Source organism: Pantoea sp. SJZ147, from assembly GCF_007828605.1.
Lineage (GTDB): Bacteria > Pseudomonadota > Gammaproteobacteria > Enterobacterales > Enterobacteriaceae > Pantoea > Pantoea allii.
Genome location: NZ_VIVB01000010.1, coordinates 159,091 through 181,278, shown reverse-complemented (window position 1 = coordinate 181,278; position 22,188 = coordinate 159,091). Strand labels below are relative to the sequence as shown.

Genomic DNA, 22,188 nt, shown 5'->3' with positions numbered 1-22,188 from the left:
TCTTCCCTTAAAGACCAGAGGTTAATCAGGATGGGCTATGAAGCGCCCGTTCACTGCGGCTGCGAATCAGGCCGACATGATCCAGTAACCAGAAAAGCAATTTCGCCATTCCCAAACAGGCGGCAAAAATAATACAGAAAAACACCACACGCGATCCAAACGCATCCAGCCCTTCTCGCGCCAGCACAATCATGTTGAACACCGCACCAAAACAAAAACTCTGCAGAATCGCACCGGTGTAACGATTCGATTCCTCGCGGCCACGCTGATATAAGGTATCAAAGGCCTTGATGATTAACCCGACAGCCACGGCACCTGGCACAATCGCCCAGACGCCGCCCATAACCAGTAACGAACCGATTAAGGTGGGTGAAATGGCCAAACCGGAATGGTTATTCAGCACATCCCAGGTAAAGTAGTTGGCGCTGTTCAGGACCGCCATGGGACGATCGGGCCACAGCCATGATGGGATAAATACGTAGAAATCACGCCACAAAGGCGCTAAGCCCTGAAAATCTATTTTATGGTAATTCTCCAGCAGCAGAGCCAGATTTTCCCACGGCGAAAACGTATCGCGCGTCAGGTAGAGAAAGGTGTAAAAAGCCTCATCACCCATGACATCCAGGTTGTAGCGACGCAACGCCAGCCAGAACATCCCGGCAATCGCCATGACGCCCGCCGCGGCCAACATCCACAATGTTATCCAGCCACGCGTAATGCCAATAAACAGAAACAGCGCAAAGGCGATAATGATATTGGCGCGCGTGCCACCGACCAGGGCATAGGTCAGCAAGCCAAAGCTTACCGTGACAATAAGAAACAACAGCCAGTTACGTCGTGTGGGATGTAAGAAATAGGGAATCAACATCGCCGGGATGAAGAAATAGAAGAATCGCTTCAGCGCCACGCCAGACACTTCGCTGGAAAAAATCTGGTTATAGGCCGTGAGGCGGAACAACAAAAATCCGTTATGGGCAAAGAACACCGTAACCGTAGAAATCGCGACCAGCGCCAGTAATCCACAGGTCAGATGCGTCTCTACCCGGTTCATCCGCAGCCTGGGCCTGGCGGGCGGTGCCGCTATCGGCCTGAGACGCACTTTGTAACTCACAAAATAGATAGCATAAAACGCCGTGGCGGAAAGCAGCGCCTGCAGTAAAAAATCAGCCGAAACCACCTGCGTATCAAACCGAAACACCAGAACAGAGGTTAGCGGGAAACCGAAGTAAAAGGTCAGCAGAAACAATAAAGTAAAAAACAGGTGAAAGTTAAATCGCGCCTGCTTTAGCTCGCGTAAATTCAGGGTCACAATGGTCACCAGTGACAGTACATAGACTATCAACAGACCACTAAACGCCATAAGACTCATGAGGGCTCTCCTTCGCAAAGGCGCAACGCCGTTCGCCAGCCTGCCAGATAGCCTGGGGCCAGAAAAGCAATGCTCTGTTTATCACATCCTGATAATTGTCGACGCGCCTCTGCAACAAGATCCGGCGTCAGCACGTCATCACTGAACAAGACAGGAAGTTGCTGTGCGGTAACATCCCGCCAGAACGGATTTTTACGCGTCAGGACAAAAGGCACATTAGCCTGAATCAACAAACACAGCGTTCCCACGCCCTGTTGCCGTTCGAACATAAAATAGCCTACATGACAACGCCCCAACAGCGCCAGATAGTCATCAAAAGCAAGGTTGTCACGTAATAACCTTACCTGCCCCTGAGGAAAAAGCCTGTCAGCCGCGCGCTGAATCTGCCCGATATACTCATCGTTACCGGGGGGATAACCCAGCGGCACCTCAATGCGAACATCTTCACCAAACTGGGCCTTAATCGCTTTCAGCCCCTCAATATGGCGGTTACTGGCATCACCAGAATTGCCCAGCAGCACGGTAAAAGTCTTGTCAGGATGGGGCGTGACCGCTGCAGCGGGTAACTTCGTGGGGAAATAAAGCAAAGAGTGCGGTACAGACTTGTGCCGTTGCTGGTAATGGTGCAGGTCGCCCTGGGTGGCAAACAGGTGCGCAACGCGCCCCTGCGCGATACGACGCAAAAAATAGAACAGACGAAACCGCAGGCTACGCGAATCTTCATACAGGTCCGCGCCCCAGACATGCCAGTAAAGCTGAGAACGGCGTAACCTGCCACTCAGCAATACCAGCCACAGCCAGGGATTAAACTGTCCATGGCAAAAGAAACGCTGCTCGCGGTTTTTCGCTCGCAGTAACACTGCGTCAGACAGGGCTTTCTTACTGCTAAACGTTTCAATGTGCAGTGCGTCAAAACCTTTCAGGTTTTCAGGCTGCTGCGTCACCACCATAAAGTGACGCGGCGCTGCCGCAGGCAGTTCGGTGCTCATCACGTCATTAAAAAAACGTAATACCGTGAGATTGTGATGGGGAATGTTGGAGCCCAGGACATGAAGTAAAGTCATTTTTTTCGACAGTAAACAATAAATGCGCCACAGCAGAGCGCGAAATAAGTAACGTAAGTGAACATATAGGCTTGCGCTGCGCCACTTGCCCCGTGTAACGGAATAAGCCAGCGTGAGAACAGCGTCAGCAAAATAAACTGGCTGATTTCGGTCAGCACGTAAAAGCGTAACGAGGCTTTCGCGATGACCAAATAGCCGAAAACGTAGGCACCCACTTTGAACACATCGCCGCACAGTTGCCAGACAAACAGATCGCGCATGTCGTGAAACGCGGCCGAAAACAGCAGGCTGATAGCAATATCGCGCATGATCCAGACGCTCAGGCTGGCTACCGCGACGGCCGGTAACACAAAGCGTAACGCCCGCCCGATCTCGCGTGCAATAGCCTGTTTGTTGTCTAGCCTGGCAAGCGTTGGTAAGAGCCAGACGCTAAACGTTGCGGTGATAAACTGCAGATAAGCGTCGGAGATACTGGTTACGCCCTGCCACAAACCTACCTGAGCCCAACCATTACTGGCCGCCAGTTGATTTCGCATCATCACCCAGGCCACCGGCAGTGTGACCGCGGTGATCAACGCCATAAGGGTATATTTTGCCAGATGACGCGCCATTTCCGGCTGCCATGTTGGCCGCAGCCAACGTAACGGAAGCGGTACACGGCGTTTCAGTATCACCAGCGCAGGAAAAAAGAGTAGTGCCGGCACCAGCGCCAGACCGGTTAATGCGCCCGCATAGCCTCCCAGCCACCAACACAGCACGTAACCCAGCACGCCCGTCAGGCTGCCTGAAATCAGGGCCAACGCATTACCGCGTGCATCACGGTAGCCTTTTATCAATGCCAGCAACAGGTTTGCCCACGCGATACCGAACTGGAGAAAGGCAACAATACGTATCACGTTTTGATAGCGTTCGTCACCAAACAGCGCGGTGCTGACGGGCGCGGCAGCCAGCAAAAACACCAGCGCCAACAGCGTGGAGAAACCCGTTACCATTGTCGAGGCGGTTCCGACGAGTGCCCGTAGCTGCTGAGGTTGCTGTTGATATTGCGCAACATACGTGGTGACGCCGTTAAAGATACCGGCACCGGCCAGAACGCCTAGTACGGTGATTAACTGGCGAAAGTTACCCGCCTGGCCCACGCCTTCCGGGCCAAAACTGACGGCCAGTAACTTGACCACCAACAAGCCAGCCACAATTTTTACCAGCGTTGATGAGGCGGTCCATACCGATGCTTTGGCTAATGACATCAGGAAAAAAAGCTCAACAACGAACCGATCACGGTACTCTGATTGTTATCCGACAGGTTATAAAACAGCGGCAAACGTAATAAACGCTCACTCTCGGCGGTGGTAAAATGGTCGTCACCGGCAAAACGGGAAAAACGCAGGCCCGCAGGTGAGCTGTGTAAGGGGATATAATGAAATACGGCCAGGATTTCGGCTTCTTTGAGCCAGTTGATCAGCGCCTGACGATGTTGCTGATCGCGCAGTTTGATATAGAACATATGCGCGTTATGCTGGCATTCGGCCGGAATCGACGGCAGCGTGAGCTCGCCTTTTTCCGCCAGCGGCTTTAAGGCATCGTAGTAACGCTGCCACAGGCGTAAACGCTGCTGGTTAATACGTTCAGAGGACTCCAGTTGCGCCCAGAGATAAGCCGCCTGTAGGTCAGCCATCAGATAGCTGGAACCCATATCGCGCCAGGTATATTTATCCACCTGCCCCCGGAAGAACTGACTGCGATTGGTGCCTTTTTCGCGAATAATTTCCGCACGCTCTACCAGGCTGGCATCATTAATCAGCGTCGCGCCACCTTCACCGCCGGCGGTGTAATTCTTGGTTTCGTGAAAGCTAAAACAGCCAATATGGCCAATCGTGCCTAATGCCCGCCCTTTGTAACGCGACATCACCCCCTGGGCAGCATCCTCAACGACAAACAGCTTATACTGCGCCGCCAGTGCCATAATGACGTCCATTTCGCAGGCAACGCCCGCATAGTGGACCGGCACGATAGCGCGGGTCTTATCCGTAATGGCCGCTTCGATCAGGGTTTCATCCATGTTCATGGTATCGGGACGCACATCCACAAACACAATTTTCGCGCCACGCAATACAAAGGCGTTGGCGGTCGAAACAAAGGTGTAACTCGGCATGATGACTTCGTCACCGGGCTGGATGTCGATCAACAGTGCAGCCATTTCCAGCGATGCGGTACAGGAAGGCGTGAGTAATACTTTCGCACTACCGAAGCGCTGCTCCATCCACTGCTGACAACGGCGAGTATAACCGCCATCGCCACACAGCTTGCCGCTGCTCATTGCAGACTGCATATAGTCGATTTCGCTTCCCACGACCGGGGGCTCATTAAAGGGAATCATGACCTCTCCTGTAAAACCAGTACGCTGTACTTTCCAGCCGCGCGCCACAGCGTAAATAAAGACGCATCGCCGTAAGATTACTGATTTGCGTCGCAACCCGCAGGCGCTCTAGCTGGCGTGCGCGACCCCAGTCAGCCGCAGCCAGCATCAGGCGCTGACCAATACTTTGCCCCTGTGCCTCGGGCACCACGGCCAGCAGGCCAATGCGCGCATCGCCTTCTACTTCACGTAACGAGACAAAGCCCTGCAGCGCGCCGCTCTCATCGCTGGCCACCAGGCACTGGTGATCGAAGGTGCCATGTACTGCATTTTCGATCCATTGAGCATAGAAACGCGCACTGTCTTCTGGCGCAAACCACGGCGTGCGAAAACGACTTTGACGAAAAGCCACAGAGGCCGCTTCACGTAGTACGGCAATTTGTGTTTCCCGTGCAATGCGAATACCTGTCTGCCGTTCGGTGCGCTTGATCGTCAACGACACATCCACTTCACCTTCCACCAGATGAAACTGATGCTGATGTAAGGCATCAATGATCTCGGTTTGTTCGGCAGGCACTTTAATTTGAAACAACGCACAGGGATGCTGAAGTGCGCGTTCAAGCGGCAGATCGCCCCCTGTTTCCAGCCTTACGGTGTCGATGCCGAAGAACTGGCTCTCCCATGCAAGTGGATTAACCTTCACGTGGACAGACATAAGTTAACCGGATCCTTTGTTGACCAGTGGCTTCTTTTAGCGCCAGACACCTTTCGTATCAACAACCCATTGCTGAGTAATATGCGCAGCTTCAACACGGCGGAACGCATGATGATCAACCAGCATCACCAGGATATCAGCCTCTTGCAGCGCCTGCGCCGTTGAAACCAAGGTAGCCTGCGTCGCTAAACTCTCGGGGATCTGCTGAATATGTGGCTCTGTCACCCACGTACGGCCCTGATGCCAGTCGGCAATCAGATGCACCACTTCCATGGCCGGGCTTTCACGCAGGTCATCAATATTCGGTTTAAACGCCAGCCCGAAGCAGGCAATGGTCAGATCGCTGGCACGTTTTCCGGTCTGCATCAGGCAATCTGCCAGCGCCTTTTTTACCTGATCCAGAACCCAGTGCGGCTTGGCATCATTCACTTCGCGGGCGGTACGGATCAGGCGCGCTAAGTCAGGGTTTTGCGCCACAATAAACCAGGGATCAACGGCGATGCAGTGCCCGCCGACGCCGGGGCCTGGCTGCAGGATATTGACGCGTGGATGGCGGTTTGCCAGGGCAATAAGCTCCCAGACGTTAATCTGCTGCGCAGCGCAAATCAGTGACAGCTCATTGGCAAAGGCGATGTTCACATCGCGGAAGCTGTTTTCTGTCAGCTTGCACATTTCAGCGGTACGGGCATTTGTCTCGACGCATTCGCCCTGTAAAAAAATACGATACAACGCACTTGCGCGGGCAGAACAGGCCGGCGTCATGCCGCCAATCACGCGATCGTTACTGATCAACTCCACCATGACCTGGCCAGGCAAAACGCGCTCGGGACAGTAGGCAATGAAAATATCCGGATCATCGCCGTGCTGTGGAAAACGCAAATCAGGACGTGCTGCCGCCAGCCAGTCGGCTAGCTGCTCTGTACTACCCACTGGCGAGGTCGATTCCAGAATAACCAGATCGCCTTTTTTCAGTACCGGCGCAACAGATGCGGCGGCAGCGCGAACGAAACGTAAGTCGGGTTGACGTTCCGCCATAAACGGCGTGGGCACGGCGATCAGAAAGGCATCTGCCGCTTCTGGTTGCGTCGTTGCGCGTAAATCACCACGCGCGACCGCAGCCTGAACCACCAGATCTAAGTCGGGTTCGACAATATGAATAGCACCACGGTTGATGGTATCAACGGCGTGAGCATTAATATCGACGCCCACGACTTTCTTTCCCTTTGAGGCAAAAACGGCTGCAGTTGGCAGCCCAATGTAACCCAGTCCAATAACGGAAATGGTTTCAAAACTCATAAGTTGGCTCTGTTATCTTTTAAAGCTTGTAAAATTCGCCCGCAGGCATTGCCATCCCCATAGGGATTATGGGCGCGGCTCATGGTCTGCCAGGCCTCGTCATCATTAAGTAATGCACTGACTTCATAAACAATTTTTGCCGTATCCGTGCCCACCAGCTTTACCGTTCCCGCGTCGACAGCTTCTGGACGCTCGGTGGTTTCGCGCATCACCAAAACGGGTTTACCCAGCGAGGGTGCCTCTTCCTGAATACCGCCAGAATCGGTGAGGATCAGCCAGGCGCGGTTCATTAACCAGACAAACGGCAAATACTCCTGCGGTTCAATCAGCACGATATTGTCAATACCGCGCAGAATGCGGTTAACAGGTTCATGCACATTGGGATTGAGATGCACCGGATAGACGATTTGTGCATGAGGATGCTGGCGCGCAATCTGGGCCAGCGCGCTGCAGATGCGTTCAAAACCCTCACCAAAACTTTCACGGCGATGACCTGTGACCAGAACCAGCTTTTTGCTTTCATCAAGAAACGGATAACGTGCCGTCAGTTGCGCATTAATCTCGTTATCGTCCAGTACCCGATCACGTACCCACAGCAGGGCATCAATAACCGTATTGCCGGTTACCACAATGCTGTCGTCGGCCAGGTTTTCATCAAGCAGGTTCTGTCGGGAACGCAGTGTGGGCGTAAAATGCAAACGGGCCAGATGACCTGTCAGCTTACGATTACCTTCTTCCGGCCATGGCGATGCCAGATCGCCCGTGCGTAAACCGGCTTCAACGTGACCCACGGGAATTTGCTGATAGAACGCCGCCAGACTGGCCGCGAGCGTGGTGGTGGTATCACCATGAACCAGCACAATGTCGGGCTTGAAGTCGAGTAGAACGGTGTGCATCCCTTGCAAAATACGGCAGGTTATTTCCGTTAACCCCTGCTCGGGTCGCATAACATTGAGATCGTAGTCAGGCTGCAGCTGAAATAAGCTCAGTACCTGATCGAGCATTTCACGGTGCTGAGCGGTAACACACAGCCGGGATTCAAAAGCAGGGTCCTGCGCCAGCGCTTGCACGAGTGGCGCCATCTTAATGGCTTCAGGTCGGGTGCCAAAAACTGTCAGAACTTTCACACTGTTTCTCTCAATCTTGTGTATCTGACATCGGGCGCTGACGACGCGCCAGCGCCACGCCCGCACCAACCAGTGCCCCTACCGCGCCCCACATCACCATCATAAATACCCGGCGGGGGCTGTCGCGTGAAACCGGCTCTTCCGGCGTACGCAAATAACGGTAAGTCTGGAATTTGTTGTTTAGTGTGGGTCCGGCATCCAGTGTCGTCAGCATCGCTTTATTTTGATCGTAACTTATGTCAAAGCTCGGCCCCGTGGCGCGCAGGGTTTCTAACTGTCCCTGCAATAACGGTTGGCCGATTAAAAACAGATCGCTGTCAGCAAGATTCTCACTCACTTCGCGCGTCTGCTTTTCGTTAATGCCCTGTTCGCTGGCAATTTTCAGCGCCTGTTCCAGGCGATGTTGCCGACGTTGAAACACGGCATTAGCGACATCTTCCTGACGTTTGACCTGCGCTTTAAGTTGACCCTCTCGCGCTTGCCACGCGCCTTTTAACTCCGCGTTAAGATGGCGCGCAGCGCGCTCACTGGCATAGGCAATATACTGGCGCAGTAGATTGTTGGCATCACTGGCAGTTTCTGCTTTTAACTTGACGCTGTCGAAGGTATTACGTGCGGTATCCGCGGGCGTAAACTGGATGTTATCAATCATATCGTCCAGCAGGGCAGCATCGTTATGGGCGTTGCCGCTTTTACGGCTTTTATAATAATCGGTTTGCTGCCAGAACTCCCGGCGGGTATCCCAGGATGAGAGCTGCATCAGGAACTCCCGATACACGTCGTCCATGACGGTAGGTAACGGGCTATTTAACGTCAGCGCGTTACTGCGCATATCCAGATTATTGAGAAACTGTTGCTGGGAATAGTAGGAACCCAGCATATTCACCGTTGGCCGCCCCGTTATCGCGGTGGTGCTCCAGACCTGTTTCATCAGTAACGTCGCTATCCAGGCTATCAATGCAAACAGCACCGCACAGCCGACTATCCAGCGTTTTCCACGCCATAAGCGACAGCCCAGGCCGCGAATATCCAGTTCGTTCTCCACAACGTTAGCGCGCATCAGAGCGTCATCCTTTGTTAAGTCTTATCAGGGTTCATTTTTCTTAGTATTACTAAAATTATTTAGGCGGCGTTTAAATCGCCTGACCTTTCTCGCGACACGCCACGCATGTTTCAAACAATAGCCGTACCCCATGAAGGCTATCAGGAACAGTATCAACATCACCCATTCAGGAATAAAGGCAAGGTATTCACCTAAAACACCGATTCCTGCAAGCAAAGCAGCAGCAGCGGTAATCAATACGAAAGCCTGACGAGGAGTAAAACCCGCGCGCATTATCAAATGATGAATATGCTGGCGATCAGCGGAGAAAGGACTCATTCCTTTACGCAATCGGCGGTACATAATCGCGACCATGTCCATCAGAGGAATGGCAATCAGCCATAATGCTGTGACCGGTGTGATGGGATGGCTCAACCCCTGGGTGGTTTCCAGCAAAATCCAGATGATCGTAAAACCAATCATCGTGCTGCCGGCATCGCCCATAAACACTTTGAAACGCCGCCCCAGGAAACCAAGGTTCAGTAAAATATAGGGCATCGTGGCAGCTATCATAGCAAAGCACCACATTGCGAGGCTGTGCTGCCCATCCAGATAAAGGATGATCCCCATTGCTGCAAAGGTCACCGTTGAAAGGCCGCCCAGGAGCCCGTCAATACCGTCGACCATATTGAAAGCGTTAATAGCTGCCCAGACTGCAAAAAGTGTCAAGACATAACCAAAGGGGCCAACTGTTAACTCGACCGGACCGATAATAAATCCCAGACTCAGCAAATAGAGCTTGGCGCAAAACATCATCACCAAAGCCACAATACCTTGCACTGTCGCCCGAATTTTCACACTGATATCGAATCGGTCGTCAAGCGCACCAACGAATACCAGTACCCCCGCACAAGCCAGGTAAAGCTTAGCGTGCGGCAAGTAATAATCTGTAATGAAGAAGGCGAAACAGATTCCTGCATAAACAGAGATTCCGCCAACGAGTGGAATGACGCCATGGTGACGCTTTCGAAGATTTGGCTTGTCTACCAATCCAATTTTTTCGGCCACTTTGCGAGCAAGGAAAAGAAACACCAAGGAAAAGATAAAAACTAAACCAAGCTCAGTACTCATAGTGAGTAAATTCACGTTAAACGCTCTCAGCTATCATCCTGGAACTCACAATACGCTAAAGATCGCGCATATCACTGTTCCAGATTCCGAATTCGGCATGAAGAGGTGCACGAACGGTTAAACGTCCACCACTTCCACCGTCATTATTATTACGCTTGCCAGGATTCAATCCTATAGCCCGGAAATGAAAAACGCCACGTCAGAACGTGGCGTCAGGGCTATTTTATGATCATTTAAAGCAAAAAAACGCCATCATGGTTGGATGACGCCTTAAAGGATCAAGAACGCTTCATCATGTCGAAGAATTCATCGTTGGTTTTGGTCATGGCCAACTTGTTAATCAGGAACTCCATTGCGTCGATTTCACCCATTGGATGAATGATCTTACGCAGGATCCACATTTTCTGCAGTTCTTCCTGAGAAGTTAACAGCTCTTCTTTACGTGTACCGGAGCGGTTGTAATCAATCGCCGGGAAGACACGTTTTTCAGCAATTTTACGCGCGAGATGCAGTTCCATGTTACCGGTACCTTTAAACTCTTCGTAAATCACTTCATCCATCTTCGAACCCGTATCGACCAGGGCCGTCGCAATGATGGTCAGGCTTCCGCCCTCTTCCACATTACGTGCCGCACCGAAGAAACGCTTAGGACGATGCAGGGCGTTGGCGTCCACACCACCGGTTAAGACTTTACCGGAAGCCGGGACAACGGTGTTGTAGGCACGGGCCAGACGCGTGATGGAGTCGAGTAAAATGATGACGTCTTTTTTATGTTCAACCAGGCGCTTGGCCTTTTCGATCACCATCTCGGCCACCTGAACGTGACGCGAAGCCGGTTCGTCGAAGGTTGAAGCAATAACTTCGCCTTTAACCAGGCGTTGCATCTCGGTGACTTCTTCCGGACGTTCATCGATCAGCAGCACCATCAGCACGCAGTCGGGATGGTTGTAGGCAATGCTTTGCGCGATGTTCTGCAGCAGCATCGTTTTACCGGCTTTCGGCGGTGCCACAATCAAACCACGCTGGCCACGACCAATCGGTGACGCCAGATCCAGTACGCGAGCGGTTAAGTCTTCAGTAGAGCCATTACCCCGCTCCATACGCAGACGACTGTTAGCGTGCAGCGGCGTGAGGTTTTCGAACAGAATCTTGTTACGCGAGTTCTCTGGTTTGTCGTAGTTAACTTCGTTAACTTTCAGCAGGGCAAAGTAGCGTTCACCTTCTTTAGGTGGACGGATTTTGCCGGCGATGGTGTCACCAGTACGGAGGTTAAAGCGGCGAATTTGGCTGGGAGAAACGTAGATATCATCAGGACCGGCGAGGTAGGAGCTGTCTCCAGAGCGGAGGAATCCAAATCCATCCTGCAATATCTCCAGCACACCATCACCGAAGATGTCCTCGCCGCTTTTCGCGTGCTGCTTCAGGATTGAGAAAATAATGTCCTGCTTGCGCATACGAGCCTGATTTTCCAGCCCCATATTCTCGCCGAGGGTAATCAGCTCAGAAACCGGCGTATTCTTTAATTCGGTAAGATTCATATTGATGGGTTCTTAAACTCGGGGTAATACTCGAAATGTTTGTCGTGAATGGTATGGCAGTTAATCCATGCCTGTTCTGTTAATGACTTTTTTCAACTCTTCTCAACGATCATCGTCTTGAATAATGACTGGGAGCGAGGAGACGGTCGACTTAGTCAGAGTAGAGCTAGTCGTTAGATTGCTAAACCGCTGGTAGGTACAGTATGACAGGGTCTAACAAGAGAAAACTTTGAATGCTAACTACAAGGTATGTTCATAGTGCAGTGAAAATAAGTTAGCACGCTTGAAAGCGAACGTCCAGCAGCAGGCAAAAATTTAACCACTGCCGGACGTTCTGCCTGATTACGCCAGGTTGGCGTTCAGGAACTCTTTTAGTTGACCTTTGGACAATGCGCCCACTTTCGTTGCAGCGACTTCACCGTTTTTAAACAGCAGCAGCGTAGGAATACCGCGGATGCCGTATTTCGGCGCAGTACCTGGGTTATCGTCAATATTCAGCTTAGCGATGGTCAGTTTGCCATCATACTCTTCTGCAACTTCATCAAGGATGGGCGCGATCATTTTACAAGGACCACACCATTCAGCCCAGAAATCTACCAGTGTAACGCCGTCGGCTTTTAGCACGTCGGTGTCGAAACTGTCATCGGTCAGATGAACGATTTTATCGCTGCTCATGTTTTACTCCACAAGATTGTGCCTGGCGAATCGGCGTAATATAAACCAATGTTGGTTGACTTTATTTCATCGGATACGCTTTCGTAAAGCGATAGTAAGCTGATATTCTACCACACTATGAGCAAAACACACTTAACTGAACAGAAGTTTTCCGACTTCGCCCTGCACCCTCTGGTGGTGGAAGCCCTTGATACTAAAGGGTTTTATAACTGCACGCCTATCCAGGCGTTAGCACTGCCATTTACGCTTTCAGGGCGTGATGTCGCAGGTCAGGCGCAAACCGGTACCGGCAAAACGATGGCGTTTTTAACGTCAACGTTTCATCATCTTCTCTCTCACCCTGCTCCAGAGGGCCGCCAGGTTAACCAACCGCGCGCCTTAATTCTGGCACCGACACGTGAACTTGCAGTGCAAATTCACGCCGATGCGGAACCTCTGGCGGCATCGACCGGCCTTAAATTAGGTCTGGCTTACGGTGGCGATGGCTACGACAAACAGTTAAAAGTGCTGGAACAAGGTGTCGACATTCTGGTGGGCACCACCGGCCGTTTAATTGACTATGCCAAGCAGAATCACGTCAACCTTGGTGCCATTCAGGTCATGGTGCTGGACGAAGCCGATCGCATGTTCGATCTCGGCTTTATAAAAGATATTCGTTGGTTGTTCCGCCGCATGCCTGCCGCGACCCAACGCCTGAGCATGCTTTTCTCTGCCACGCTTTCTTACCGCGTGCGTGAACTGGCATTCGAGCACATGAACAGTGCCGAATACGTTGAAGTTGAGCCTGAACAAAAAACCGGTCATCGCATCAAAGAAGAGCTTTTCTATCCGTCAAACGAAGAGAAAATGCGCTTGCTGCAGACGCTGGTGGAAGAAGAGTGGCCCGACAGGGCAATCATTTTCGCTAACACCAAGCACCGTTGCGAAGACATCTGGGGCCATCTGGCTGCAGACGGCCATCGGGTCGGGTTGCTGACCGGCGACGTGGCGCAGAAGAAACGTTTACGTATCCTGGATGACTTCACGAAAGGTGATATTGATATCCTGGTGGCAACTGATGTGGCAGCACGCGGCCTGCATATTCCCGACGTTACCCACGTGTTTAACTACGATCTGCCTGACGACCGCGAAGACTATGTTCATCGCATTGGCCGTACTGGCCGTGCGGGCGCAAGCGGTCACTCTATCAGCCTGGCGTGCGAAGAGTACGCGTTAAATCTGCCCGGCATTGAAGAGTACATTGGTCACAGTATCCCGGTGAGCAAGTACAACAGCGATGCGCTGTTAAGTGAATTACCGCCACCGAAACGTCTGACGCGTAGTCGTTCAGGCAACGGTCAGCGTCGTGGAGGCAACAATACCGGCCGCCGCGGTGCACCACGTCATAACAACCGTAAACGTTCGGGTTAAGTTGACCATGCTAAGCGCATCGACTCTCTATGCTGCCATTGATTTAGGTTCTAACAGCTTTCACATGCTGGTAGTCAGCGAAGTGTCGGGAAGTATTCAGACCATCGCTAAAATCAAACGCAAGGTGCGCCTGGCCGCTGGCCTGGATAAATCGAATTGTCTGTCCGCCGACGCCATGGCTCGCGGCTGGCAATGTCTGCGGCTTTTCTCTGAACAGCTTCAGGATATTCCCCCCGATCAGATTCGGGTGGTAGCAACCGCCACGCTGCGTATCGCGGCGAATGCGCAGGAATTCCTTGATAAGGCACAGCAGATTCTGGGTTGCGCCATCAATGTGATTAGTGGCGAAGAAGAAGCGCGTCTGATTTATCAGGGCGTAGCGCATACCACCGGGGGTTCTGATCAACGCCTGGTGGTAGACATTGGCGGTGGCAGCACAGAGTTAGCCACTGGCGATGGTTCGCATGCCAATGTGCTGTATAGCCTGCAAATGGGCTGTGTCACCTGGCTGGAGCGTTTCTTTGGCGATCGCCACCTGGCTAAAGAAAATTTTGACCAGGCAGAAGAAGCAGCCAAAGCGATGCTAAAACCTGTTACAGCAGAACTGCGTAAACAGAGTTGGGAGGTTTGCGTTGGTGCTTCTGGAACGGTTCAGGCCCTCCAGGAAATCATGGTGGCCCAGGGCATGGATGAGCGCATCACCCTGAGCAAGCTCCAACAGTTAAAGCAGCGCGCTATTCAGTGTGGCAAACTCGAAGAGCTTGAAATTGAAGGCCTGACGCTGGAACGCGCGTTAGTGTTCCCCAGTGGGCTTTCCATTCTTATTGCCATCTTCCAGGAACTCAATATTGACAGCATGACCCTGGCCGGTGGCGCGCTTCGCGAAGGTCTGGTGTACGGTATGCTGCATCTGCCTGTCGATCGCGACATTCGCAGCCGCACGCTGCAAAATGTGCAGCGCCGTTTCAATATTGATGTCTGTCAGGCCGACCGGGTACGCCAGCTGGCGGAAAGCTTTTTTCGTCAGGTGAGTGTTAGCTGGAAGCTAGACCAGCGCTGTCGGGAGCTACTGCTTAGTGCCTGTACGATTCACGAAATCGGACTGAGTGTCGATTTTCGTCAGGCCCCGCAGCACGCGGCCTATCTGGTTCGCCATCTCGACCTTCCGGGTTTTACACCGGCGCAGAAAAAGCTGCTTGCCTGCTTACTGCAAAATCAAAGTGGCAGCATCGACCTTGCTCTACTGACGCAACAAAATGCCCTGCCACCGCGGCTGGCCGAGCGTTTGTGTCGTCTGCTGCGACTGTCCATTATCTTCTCCACTCGCCGTCGTGATGACACCTTACCCGCCATTCGTATGCAGGCAGATGATGAAGCCCTGCATGTTACGCTACCGGCAGGCTGGCTGGACGTCCATCCGCTGCGGGCCGAGCTGCTTGAACAGGAAAGCCATTATCAGTCCTATGTCCACTGGTCTTTGACGCTTTCCTGACCCCGCTTACCTCATCCGCTCAGCGACTGATTAGCTCTTTTTCGCCTTTTCCAGCATTGCACGCAATCCGGCCACGCGACTCTGGCCGGTTTTCATGCGCTCTTCTGCACTCACCACTTTCCGCTCGGTTTCCCAGATCACATCGTCCTGCGGCAGTTCCAGCAAAAAGCGGCTGGGCTCGGGACGAACCAGTTCGCCATACTGACGGCGCTCCCGACATAAGGTAAACGTCAGCTCTTTCTGCGCGCGGGTGATGCCGACATACGCCAGACGGCGCTCTTCCTCAATGTTATTTTCATCGATGCTGCTCTGGTGCGGTAGCAACCCTTCTTCCATGCCAACCAGGAAAACGTAGGGAAACTCTAGCCCTTTAGAAGCGTGAAGCGTCATGAGCTGCACCTGATCGAGCTCTTCGTCGCTCTCACCGCGTTCCATCATGTCGCGCAGCGTGAAACGCGTGACGACCTGGGCCAGCGTCATGGGCTCATCCAGATCGCTACCTTCCAGCATTTCCGTCATCCACTGAAACAGGGTATTGACGTTTTTCATGCGCATTTCGGCAGCTTTAGGGCTGCCCGACGTTTCAAACAGCCAGCTTTCGTAATCGATGCCGCGTATTAAATCGCGCACGGCATTAACCGGCTCACGTTCGCTGAGCTGGATAATGTCATTGAGCCAATGCGTAAAACGCTGCAAATGTTCGAGCCCACGCCCGGTCAGCGTTTGTCCCAGACCGACATCAAAACTGGCATTAAACAGGCTTTTGTTACGTACATTGGCCCACTCGCCCAGCTTTTGCAGCGTTGCCGGACCAATTTCGCGCCGTGGTGTATTCACAATGCGCAAAAAAGCACTGTCATCATCGGGATTCGTCAGCACTCGCAGGTATGCCAGCAGGTCCTTGATCTCGGGACGCGAGAAAAAGGAGGTCCCGCCGGAAATGCGGTAAGGGATGCGGTTCTGCATCAAGAATTTTTCAAACACGCGGGATTGATGGTTACCGCGGTACAGGATGGCGTAATCTTTATACTGGGTTTTATTGATAAAGTGATGGGCAATCAGTTCGCCCGTCACCCGTTCTGCTTCGTGCTCTTCGCTGTTCGCGCTGAGGACCTTGAGTTCACTACCCAGACCCAGTTCAGAAAACAGACGTTTCTCAAACACATGCGGATTATTGGCGATCAGGATATTCGCCGCTTTAAGGATACGTTGTGAAGAACGGTAGTTCTGCTCAAGCTTAACCACCTCCAGCGCCGGGAAATCCTCATTAAGCAGGACCAGATTTTGCGGGCGCGCACCGCGCCAGGAGTAAATAGACTGATCGTCATCCCCTACGACGGTGAAACGCGCCCGGGCACCGACCAGCAGCTTGACCAGTTCATACTGACTGGTGTTGGTATCCTGGTACTCATCCACCAACAGGTAACGAATACGTTGTTGCCAGCGCTCGCGGACGTCCTGATTACGCTGTAGCAGAAGCGTCGGTAACAGAATTAAGTCGTCAAAATCCAGCACGTTACAGGATTTAAGATGCCGATCGTAAAGTGCATAGCAGTGGGCAAAGAGGTTATCGCGCTCTGAGCGGGCTAATGCTGCCGCTTTCGGCGGATCGACCAGATCGTTTTTCCAGTTAGAAATGGTGGAAATCAGCTGCTGCAGTAATGTCTTATCCTCTTGCAGCCATTCGCTGGTCAGATCTTTGAGCAACGCCAGTTGATCCTGATCGTCGAACAGGGAAAAGTTGGATTTCATCCCCAGCGCCACATATTCGCGCTTGATAATCTCCAGCCCCAGCGTGTGAAACGTGGAGATCATCAGGCCGCGTGCCTCTTTGCGTCCCAGCGTTTGCGCCACGCGCTCTTTCATTTCGCGCGAGGCTTTATTGGTGAAAGTGACAGCAGCAATATGGCGAGCCTGATAGCCACATTCACGAATCAGATGCGCGATTTTATTGGTGATCACGCGGGTTTTCCCCGAGCCTGCACCCGCCAGAACCAGACAGGGACCGGTAACAAATTCGACGGCTCGTTGTTGGCTGGAGTTTAAACGCATAGGGAATCGCTCTGTTGAAATAGAAGACCGATTTCGAACCGCAGTGAGGGCGGTAGCCCGTCAGCACTGACTCAATGAATATGCGCCGTTAACGCATCTGCGATTTGAAAAGACAGGTTTATAATGGGGGACGATTATACACAACAGAGACATCATCATGGCGAAAACTGCCGCGGCTTTACATATTCTGGTGAAACACGAGGCGCAGGCGACTGCCCTGCTGGAAAAACTGCAAAAAGGCGAAAACTTCCAGCAACTTGCCCGCAAACATTCGCTCTGTCCCTCTGGCCGGAACGGGGGGGATTTGGGAGAGTTCCGTCGGGGAAAAATGGTCGCGGCCTTTGATAAAGCGGCGTTCACCTGCCCGTTGTTACAACCTTTTGGGCCGGTGAAAACCGCTTTTGGTTACCACATTATAAAAGTGCTCTATCGTAACTGATCACTTCTTCTTCATTTGCTGCAGTACCCGGCTGCACTGGTTATCGTCCGTATCACTGGGCGAAATCAGCGCCAGGAGCGCCGCTGCGGGCCCGACGACGGCACCCAGCGCTACCGCCGCCGCACCGCGTGCCAGTAAGGGACCGGTCTTCACGCCAGCATCCGGATTTTTGAACGTGCCGCGAACGTACAAAGGAGAGCGTAAGGTCACGACGCGAATACCTTTACTCTCTGGATTAACAGAAAGATCCAGGCGTTCATTGGCAAAGTTTGCAGTTCCTGTCACGTTGATGACGGCATTTTCCGTATCAAACACAAACAGTCCTGGCGTGGCCAGACCATTTTGCAGCTTAAGATCGGTTGCCGCGCAGTTAATACGGACCTCATCGTCACCAAACAGCTTGCCGACCAGATAATTACCAACGTTTAATCCCGCGATTTCCATCAGATTGCGGCTGATCAGCCCGTCGTTCATCAGCAGTTTTAACTGACCATTACTGGTAGCCAGCAGGTCAGCAACGGAATTACCGGTGCCGGTTAAGCTGGCATCACCGTTCAGTTGTCCCTGGCTGTTCTGCATTGCCTGCACATTGGGAAACAGCTGGCGCAGACGAAGTTTGCGGGCATGAATATCAGCCCGGCCCCGCATGGGCGAGCGATCGCCTTCCAGCCGAATCGTACTGTTGAGGTTACCGCCAGCCATGCCGAAACGTAGCGGATCAAGCAGCAAATTACCGTTATCCAGCTGTAAATGGGTATAAAGATCGCTTAATGGCAGCGAATTGCTGTGTTCGATACGTTTGCCGCTAAACTTCACATCCGCATCCATGACGTTCCAGTTTTTAGTATCAAACTTGTCGTGAGGCAGGACACGATCGGCAGGCTGCGTGGTTTTTTCACCGCGTTTCGCCTTGGCCAGTGCGGTTTTCTCGCTGCCCTTACCAGAATCAACCCCGATTAGCGGGCCTAAATCCGCCATGCGTAATTGATCCGAGCGGAGTTCACCCACCAGTTTTGGTCGCGGCTTGCCCTGGCTGTAGGTCAGGGAACCGTGGATATCGCTGTCGCCAATATGACCATTAAACCCCTGGTAACGGAAAACCCCGCCCTCTTTCCCCGTAAATTTAGCGATAAGGCGACCATCGGTTTCATAAGGCGGCGTATCAGGTAATAAAACGCCGGTCAGGCCATACAGATTCGCCAACGTATCACCCGAAAAACGCAGGCGCACATCCAGTCCACCCAGATTCAGTGGGTCTTGCACGCCGCCAGTCAACTGAACGCGCGTACTGCCGTTATGCACGTCTGCCTGTACCGGGAAAGGCGTTGTCTGGCTGCGCAGGGATAACATGCCGCCGATCTTGCCCTCACCCGTGAGTTTTTCATTGTTGTAGCTGCCCGTTGCCTGCCAGCCAAAGACAAAATCACCTGCCCCTTTTTGTCTGTCGTCACCGCCCGCGATTTGCGAATAAGGCACAGGCTTACCCAGTGGGTTGACGTTAAGCGTCACATCCGCCTTGTTAACGGCATCGCGATAAAGGATTTTCCCTTGATCAAACAGGATATTATCCAAACGAAATGACCAGGCCGATGGCGGCGACTTGTCGTCTTTGCTGTCGCTGTTCGCGAGGGTAAAGGTCCAGTTGTTTTTCTTATCCGCGGTTTGGATCAGACGTGCGTCCGGCTGCTGCAGCTTTATCCAGGGGATAAAAACCTCTTTATGCAGTAATGCCAGCGGCGCAAGTGTGGCGTCCACACGTTGCAAATGCACCATAGTGACATCGGGAATATCAGGGGGATTACCCAGCATAATGTCTTCGGCGTGCAGATGAGGCCAGGGTATCCAGGCACGCCATCCGGGTTCTTCACGGTTACGCTGCCATGCGATTCCCAAATCACCACGAATGGCAAAGGGCCGGTTAAGTTCCGCAGACACTTTCTGGTTAATTGTTGGTTTCAGGCGATTCCAGTCGAATGTTGCAATGACCACCACCACCACGACGATCAGCACGACTAAAATCCCGCCAATCCAGCTTACAGTTTTTCCGGCGCGTGACATTAGGCTTCCTCCCTGCTCTTTCACGGTCTCCGTTAAAGATAGTCGAGAGCGCGCGGGAAGGGATCAATCAAGTTGTACAGGCAGATGCTCCAGTTCGGAAAAAGGCGCCGGACGTGAAAAAAAGTATCCCTGCGCTGCCATCGCGGGTGACGACTTAACCTGCTCCCACTCATGTTGCGTTTCGACGCCTTCAACGATCACGCCGTTGCAATAGCGATTGATCAACGACAGCAGCATGGGAAACAACACTTGGCCTTCATCTGACGCGCGTAACAGAATAAAAAGTTCACGTGACAGCTTGATGTAGTCGTATTTAAGCTCAGTTAATGCAGAGAAGTTCGCCATACCTGAGCCGAAATCATCCAGCCACAAGGGTCCCAGCTCGGGCATTTGCGCCACCATCTCTTCCTGAGGCAAGACATGATGCTCGGTCAGTTCAAAGCGCACCCAGGGTAAACGGGTAATCAGACTACGAATCGGCAAATGATGTTGTATTAATGACAATGAAGGGCCGTCAATATTCACTGAAGCCATGACGTTATTGCAGGCAAAAAAAGATTCCCACTGGGCGAGCAGCTCTAACTGCTCCTGCACAATATCAAGGCGTTGCGCGATTTCCAGCGCAGAAAAATAGGCTTCAGGAGACAGATTTTTCGTCGGTTCAGACGGATGTGTAACCGCCGTCAGCAGTTCAACCGCCAATAGTCGCCCTGAGACTTTATAGATAGGCTGAAAGGTATAGCGGCGTTGACACTGCTGCCAGAAGAGACGTTTTTTCTGCTGGGGATTGATGTCAGTTGAAGAAGGTAGCCATTGACTAATATTCTCCATAACCATGGTCTTTTCCTGGTTGATAGTAAGCGCCTTCATCTGGCGGCTCAGCGGTAATTATCGCTTAAGTTTCGATAACATAGTGAAAACCGGGCCACGTTGAAGCAACGAGTCTACGCCTCTTTTATTGCGACAATCGCCGAAACAAGCCGCTTTATCGGGTTAATTATCGCTTTACATCACCATAAATTAAATTAAAACGGCGTTTTAAAACGTTGACGACAACGCTGACAAACGCGAGACTGAAGCAAACGTTAACGACAGGCCTGAAACCATGACGCACATAAACATCGCCATTATGGGTGAATGCATGATTGAGCTATCCGAGAAAGGTGACAACATCAAACGCGGCTTTGGCGGTGACACGCTCAATACCGCTGTTTACCTTGCCCGGCAGGTCGATCAACACACTATCAAGGTGGATTACGTTACGGCGCTGGGGAACGATCCCTTTAGCGCACAAATGATTGCCAGCTGGCAGCAGGAAAACGTCAATACCGGACTGATTCAACGGCTTGAAAACAAAATGCCAGGCCTGTACATGATCCAAACCGATGAAGAGGGCGAACGCTCGTTCTGGTACTGGCGCAGCGATGCGGCGGCCCGATACTGGCTTGATGGCCCTGAGGCAAAAGCGATTTGTCAGCAGCTTGAGCATTACGACTATCTGTATCTCAGCGGTATCAGCCTTGCGATTCTGCCTGAGGAGAGCCGTGCAGCACTCATGCAGTTACTTGCAAACTGCCGCAAGAACGGGGGCAAGGTGATATTTGACAATAATTACCGGCCTCGCTTGTGGAAAGATAACGCCAGTACCCGCCAGGCCTATCAACAAATGCTTGAAAATACGGATATTGCTTTTCTGACGTTAGATGATGAGCATCTGTTATGGGGCAATCAGCCTGTGGAGGATGTCATTGCACGGGCGCGTCAGGCGGGCGTGAGTGAGATTGTTATCAAGCGCGGAGCAGAATCCTGTCTGATTGCCGTTGAAGGCCAGCCAGTAACCGAGGTTCCGTCAATCACGCTGGCGAAAGAAAAGATAATCGATACTACCGCGGCCGGCGATTCGTTCAGCGCGGGCTATCTGGCACAACGCCTTGTGGGCGCATCTGTTAAAGATGCCGCGTTGCGCGGTCATCTCACAGCCAGCACGGTTATTCAGTTTCGTGGGGCAATTATCCCGCGGGAAGCGATGCCCACGTAATCGCCGCGCATCGCCCAGGAGGGGAAGACCTTAAAAGCCTCATGAAGTGGCCAGGGAACATACTTCCGCGATCCTGGAGGCGATGACTGGGAGACTGGCTGGGCATCCTTCTGGCAATCTGGCGATCGGGACAGGCTGGTGATCGATGCAAGCCTATAGCACCGCAGTTCTGGCTCAGCGGCGCCGGGCTTGCCAGTTGCACAACGCGAGCCGCGCAGGAACACATCACTTTCTTTAAAGAAAAACGGGGGAAATATGTCTGCCGTTTCCGTCAGGGCAACATGAAACCCCCTGCATTTAGCTTAAGTCAGTCATCCCGTTTTATTCTTGCGCCATCCCGCCCTCGTCCGTTAATAGCCGCTAATCTTAATTATTTTTTATTCCTT

At 52.4% G+C, this 22,188-nt stretch carries 18 protein-coding genes; 4 read left to right on the top strand and 14 right to left on the bottom strand.

From position 1 onward, the window contains the following. Window positions 1-25: 25 nt before the first annotated feature. The 11 genes from wzyE to trxA all read right to left on the bottom strand — a co-directional run bounded on the left by wzyE (window position 26) and on the right by trxA (window position 12,313). Window positions 26-1,369: an ECA oligosaccharide polymerase gene (gene wzyE / locus FBY13_RS15755; RefSeq protein WP_145394583.1), complete on the bottom strand. Its 1,344-nt coding sequence runs from the start codon at window positions 1,367-1,369 to the stop codon at window positions 26-28. Then, complete coding sequence (locus FBY13_RS15750) at window positions 1,366-2,433, bottom strand: TDP-N-acetylfucosamine:lipid II N-acetylfucosaminyltransferase (RefSeq protein ID WP_145394582.1); 1,068 nt, start codon at window positions 2,431-2,433, stop codon at window positions 1,366-1,368. The genes wzyE and FBY13_RS15750 overlap by 4 nt, the downstream gene beginning before the upstream one ends. Further along, window positions 2,430-3,680, bottom strand: coding sequence for a lipid III flippase WzxE (gene wzxE, locus FBY13_RS15745; protein ID WP_145394581.1), 1,251 nt, complete (start codon window positions 3,678-3,680; stop codon window positions 2,430-2,432). Before wzxE ends, FBY13_RS15750 begins: the two co-directional genes overlap by 4 nt. After that, window positions 3,680-4,810, bottom strand: coding sequence for a dTDP-4-amino-4,6-dideoxygalactose transaminase (gene rffA / locus FBY13_RS15740; RefSeq protein WP_145394580.1), 1,131 nt, complete (start codon window positions 4,808-4,810; stop codon window positions 3,680-3,682). Before rffA ends, wzxE begins: the two co-directional genes overlap by 1 nt. Then, the gene (gene rffC / locus FBY13_RS15735; RefSeq protein WP_145394579.1) at window positions 4,797-5,504 is read right to left on the bottom strand and encodes a dTDP-4-amino-4,6-dideoxy-D-galactose acyltransferase; all 708 of its coding nucleotides are present in this window, start codon (window positions 5,502-5,504) and stop codon (window positions 4,797-4,799) included. Before rffC ends, rffA begins: the two co-directional genes overlap by 14 nt. Before the next feature lie 36 nt (window positions 5,505-5,540). Further along, complete coding sequence (wecC, locus tag FBY13_RS15730; RefSeq protein WP_096012929.1) at window positions 5,541-6,800, bottom strand: UDP-N-acetyl-D-mannosamine dehydrogenase; 1,260 nt, start codon at window positions 6,798-6,800, stop codon at window positions 5,541-5,543. Beyond that, on the bottom strand, window positions 6,797-7,927 hold the full coding sequence (wecB, locus tag FBY13_RS15725) for a non-hydrolyzing UDP-N-acetylglucosamine 2-epimerase (protein ID WP_145394578.1): 1,131 nt from the start codon (window positions 7,925-7,927) through the stop codon (window positions 6,797-6,799). The genes wecC and wecB overlap by 4 nt, the downstream gene beginning before the upstream one ends. A gap of 10 nt (window positions 7,928-7,937) precedes the next feature. Further along, window positions 7,938-8,987, bottom strand: coding sequence for an ECA polysaccharide chain length modulation protein (gene wzzE, locus FBY13_RS15720; RefSeq protein ID WP_063877885.1), 1,050 nt, complete (start codon window positions 8,985-8,987; stop codon window positions 7,938-7,940). A gap of 27 nt (window positions 8,988-9,014) precedes the next feature. Beyond that, window positions 9,015-10,100 carry a UDP-N-acetylglucosamine--undecaprenyl-phosphate N-acetylglucosaminephosphotransferase gene (gene wecA, locus FBY13_RS15715; RefSeq protein WP_063881071.1) on the bottom strand — a complete coding sequence of 362 codons (1,086 nt, stop codon included), beginning with the start codon at window positions 10,098-10,100 and terminating at the stop codon, window positions 9,015-9,017. Window positions 10,101-10,378: 278 nt separating this feature from the next. Continuing rightward, on the bottom strand, window positions 10,379-11,638 hold the full coding sequence (gene rho / locus FBY13_RS15710; protein WP_063877884.1) for a transcription termination factor Rho: 1,260 nt from the start codon (window positions 11,636-11,638) through the stop codon (window positions 10,379-10,381). Between the two features lie 342 nt (window positions 11,639-11,980). Then, window positions 11,981-12,313 carry a thioredoxin TrxA gene (gene trxA, locus FBY13_RS15705; protein WP_003851963.1) on the bottom strand — a complete coding sequence of 111 codons (333 nt, stop codon included), beginning with the start codon at window positions 12,311-12,313 and terminating at the stop codon, window positions 11,981-11,983. Window positions 12,314-12,430: 117 nt separating this feature from the next. Here trxA and rhlB point away from each other — a divergent pair, with 117 nt between their 5' ends. Together rhlB and gppA are read left to right on the top strand one after the other, a co-directional pair. Beyond that, window positions 12,431-13,723, top strand: coding sequence for an ATP-dependent RNA helicase RhlB (gene rhlB, locus FBY13_RS15700; RefSeq protein WP_145394577.1), 1,293 nt, complete (start codon window positions 12,431-12,433; stop codon window positions 13,721-13,723). Window positions 13,724-13,730: 7 nt separating this feature from the next. Further along, the gene (gene gppA / locus FBY13_RS15695) at window positions 13,731-15,215 is read left to right on the top strand and encodes a guanosine-5'-triphosphate,3'-diphosphate diphosphatase (protein WP_145394576.1); all 1,485 of its coding nucleotides are present in this window, start codon (window positions 13,731-13,733) and stop codon (window positions 15,213-15,215) included. Window positions 15,216-15,245: 30 nt separating this feature from the next. On the opposite strand, the gene rep is transcribed toward gppA, so the two are convergent. Next, entirely contained in the window at window positions 15,246-17,267 is a 2,022-nt protein-coding gene (gene rep, locus FBY13_RS15690) for a DNA helicase Rep (RefSeq protein WP_063877881.1), read from the bottom strand. Between the two features lie 157 nt (window positions 17,268-17,424). On the opposite strand from rep, the gene ppiC reads away from it, so the two are divergent. Further along, the gene (gene ppiC / locus FBY13_RS15685; protein WP_063877880.1) at window positions 17,425-17,706 is read left to right on the top strand and encodes a peptidylprolyl isomerase PpiC; all 282 of its coding nucleotides are present in this window, start codon (window positions 17,425-17,427) and stop codon (window positions 17,704-17,706) included. On the opposite strand, the gene FBY13_RS15680 is transcribed toward ppiC, so the two are convergent. Both FBY13_RS15680 and pdeH read right to left on the bottom strand, forming a co-directional pair. Further along, complete coding sequence (locus FBY13_RS15680) at window positions 17,707-19,764, bottom strand: AsmA family protein (protein ID WP_096012926.1); 2,058 nt, start codon at window positions 19,762-19,764, stop codon at window positions 17,707-17,709. 63 nt (window positions 19,765-19,827) lie between these two features. Continuing rightward, a complete protein-coding gene (gene pdeH, locus FBY13_RS15675) occupies window positions 19,828-20,601 on the bottom strand; it encodes a cyclic-guanylate-specific phosphodiesterase (RefSeq protein ID WP_063877878.1) in 774 nt (257 codons plus the stop codon). Window positions 20,602-20,869: 268 nt separating this feature from the next. Between pdeH and FBY13_RS15670 the strand changes: the two genes are divergently transcribed. Next, on the top strand, window positions 20,870-21,802 hold the full coding sequence (locus tag FBY13_RS15670) for a sugar kinase (protein WP_096012925.1): 933 nt from the start codon (window positions 20,870-20,872) through the stop codon (window positions 21,800-21,802). Window positions 21,803-22,188 lie beyond the last annotated feature (386 nt).

Coding starts and splice junctions, on each gene's coding strand:
- wzxE (WP_145394581.1), bottom strand. CDS start 3,680: ATGTCATTAGCCAAAGCATCGGTATGGACCGCCTCATCAACGCTGGTA.
- ppiC (WP_063877880.1), top strand. CDS start 17,425: ATGGCGAAAACTGCCGCGGCTTTACATATTCTGGTGAAACACGAGGCG.
- FBY13_RS15670 (WP_096012925.1), top strand. CDS start 20,870: ATGACGCACATAAACATCGCCATTATGGGTGAATGCATGATTGAGCTA.
- gppA (WP_145394576.1), top strand. CDS start 13,731: ATGCTAAGCGCATCGACTCTCTATGCTGCCATTGATTTAGGTTCTAAC.
- rhlB (WP_145394577.1), top strand. CDS start 12,431: ATGAGCAAAACACACTTAACTGAACAGAAGTTTTCCGACTTCGCCCTG.
- FBY13_RS15680 (WP_096012926.1), bottom strand. CDS start 19,764: ATGTCACGCGCCGGAAAAACTGTAAGCTGGATTGGCGGGATTTTAGTC.
- pdeH (WP_063877878.1), bottom strand. CDS start 20,601: ATGGTTATGGAGAATATTAGTCAATGGCTACCTTCTTCAACTGACATC.
- FBY13_RS15750 (WP_145394582.1), bottom strand. CDS start 2,433: ATGACTTTACTTCATGTCCTGGGCTCCAACATTCCCCATCACAATCTC.
- wzyE (WP_145394583.1), bottom strand. CDS start 1,369: ATGAGTCTTATGGCGTTTAGTGGTCTGTTGATAGTCTATGTACTGTCA.
- rffC (WP_145394579.1), bottom strand. CDS start 5,504: ATGTCTGTCCACGTGAAGGTTAATCCACTTGCATGGGAGAGCCAGTTC.
- rep (WP_063877881.1), bottom strand. CDS start 17,267: ATGCGTTTAAACTCCAGCCAACAACGAGCCGTCGAATTTGTTACCGGT.
- wecC (WP_096012929.1), bottom strand. CDS start 6,800: ATGAGTTTTGAAACCATTTCCGTTATTGGACTGGGTTACATTGGGCTG.
- rffA (WP_145394580.1), bottom strand. CDS start 4,810: ATGATTCCCTTTAATGAGCCCCCGGTCGTGGGAAGCGAAATCGACTAT.
- wzzE (WP_063877885.1), bottom strand. CDS start 8,987: ATGCGCGCTAACGTTGTGGAGAACGAACTGGATATTCGCGGCCTGGGC.
- wecA (WP_063881071.1), bottom strand. CDS start 10,100: ATGAGTACTGAGCTTGGTTTAGTTTTTATCTTTTCCTTGGTGTTTCTT.
- trxA (WP_003851963.1), bottom strand. CDS start 12,313: ATGAGCAGCGATAAAATCGTTCATCTGACCGATGACAGTTTCGACACC.
- rho (WP_063877884.1), bottom strand. CDS start 11,638: ATGAATCTTACCGAATTAAAGAATACGCCGGTTTCTGAGCTGATTACC.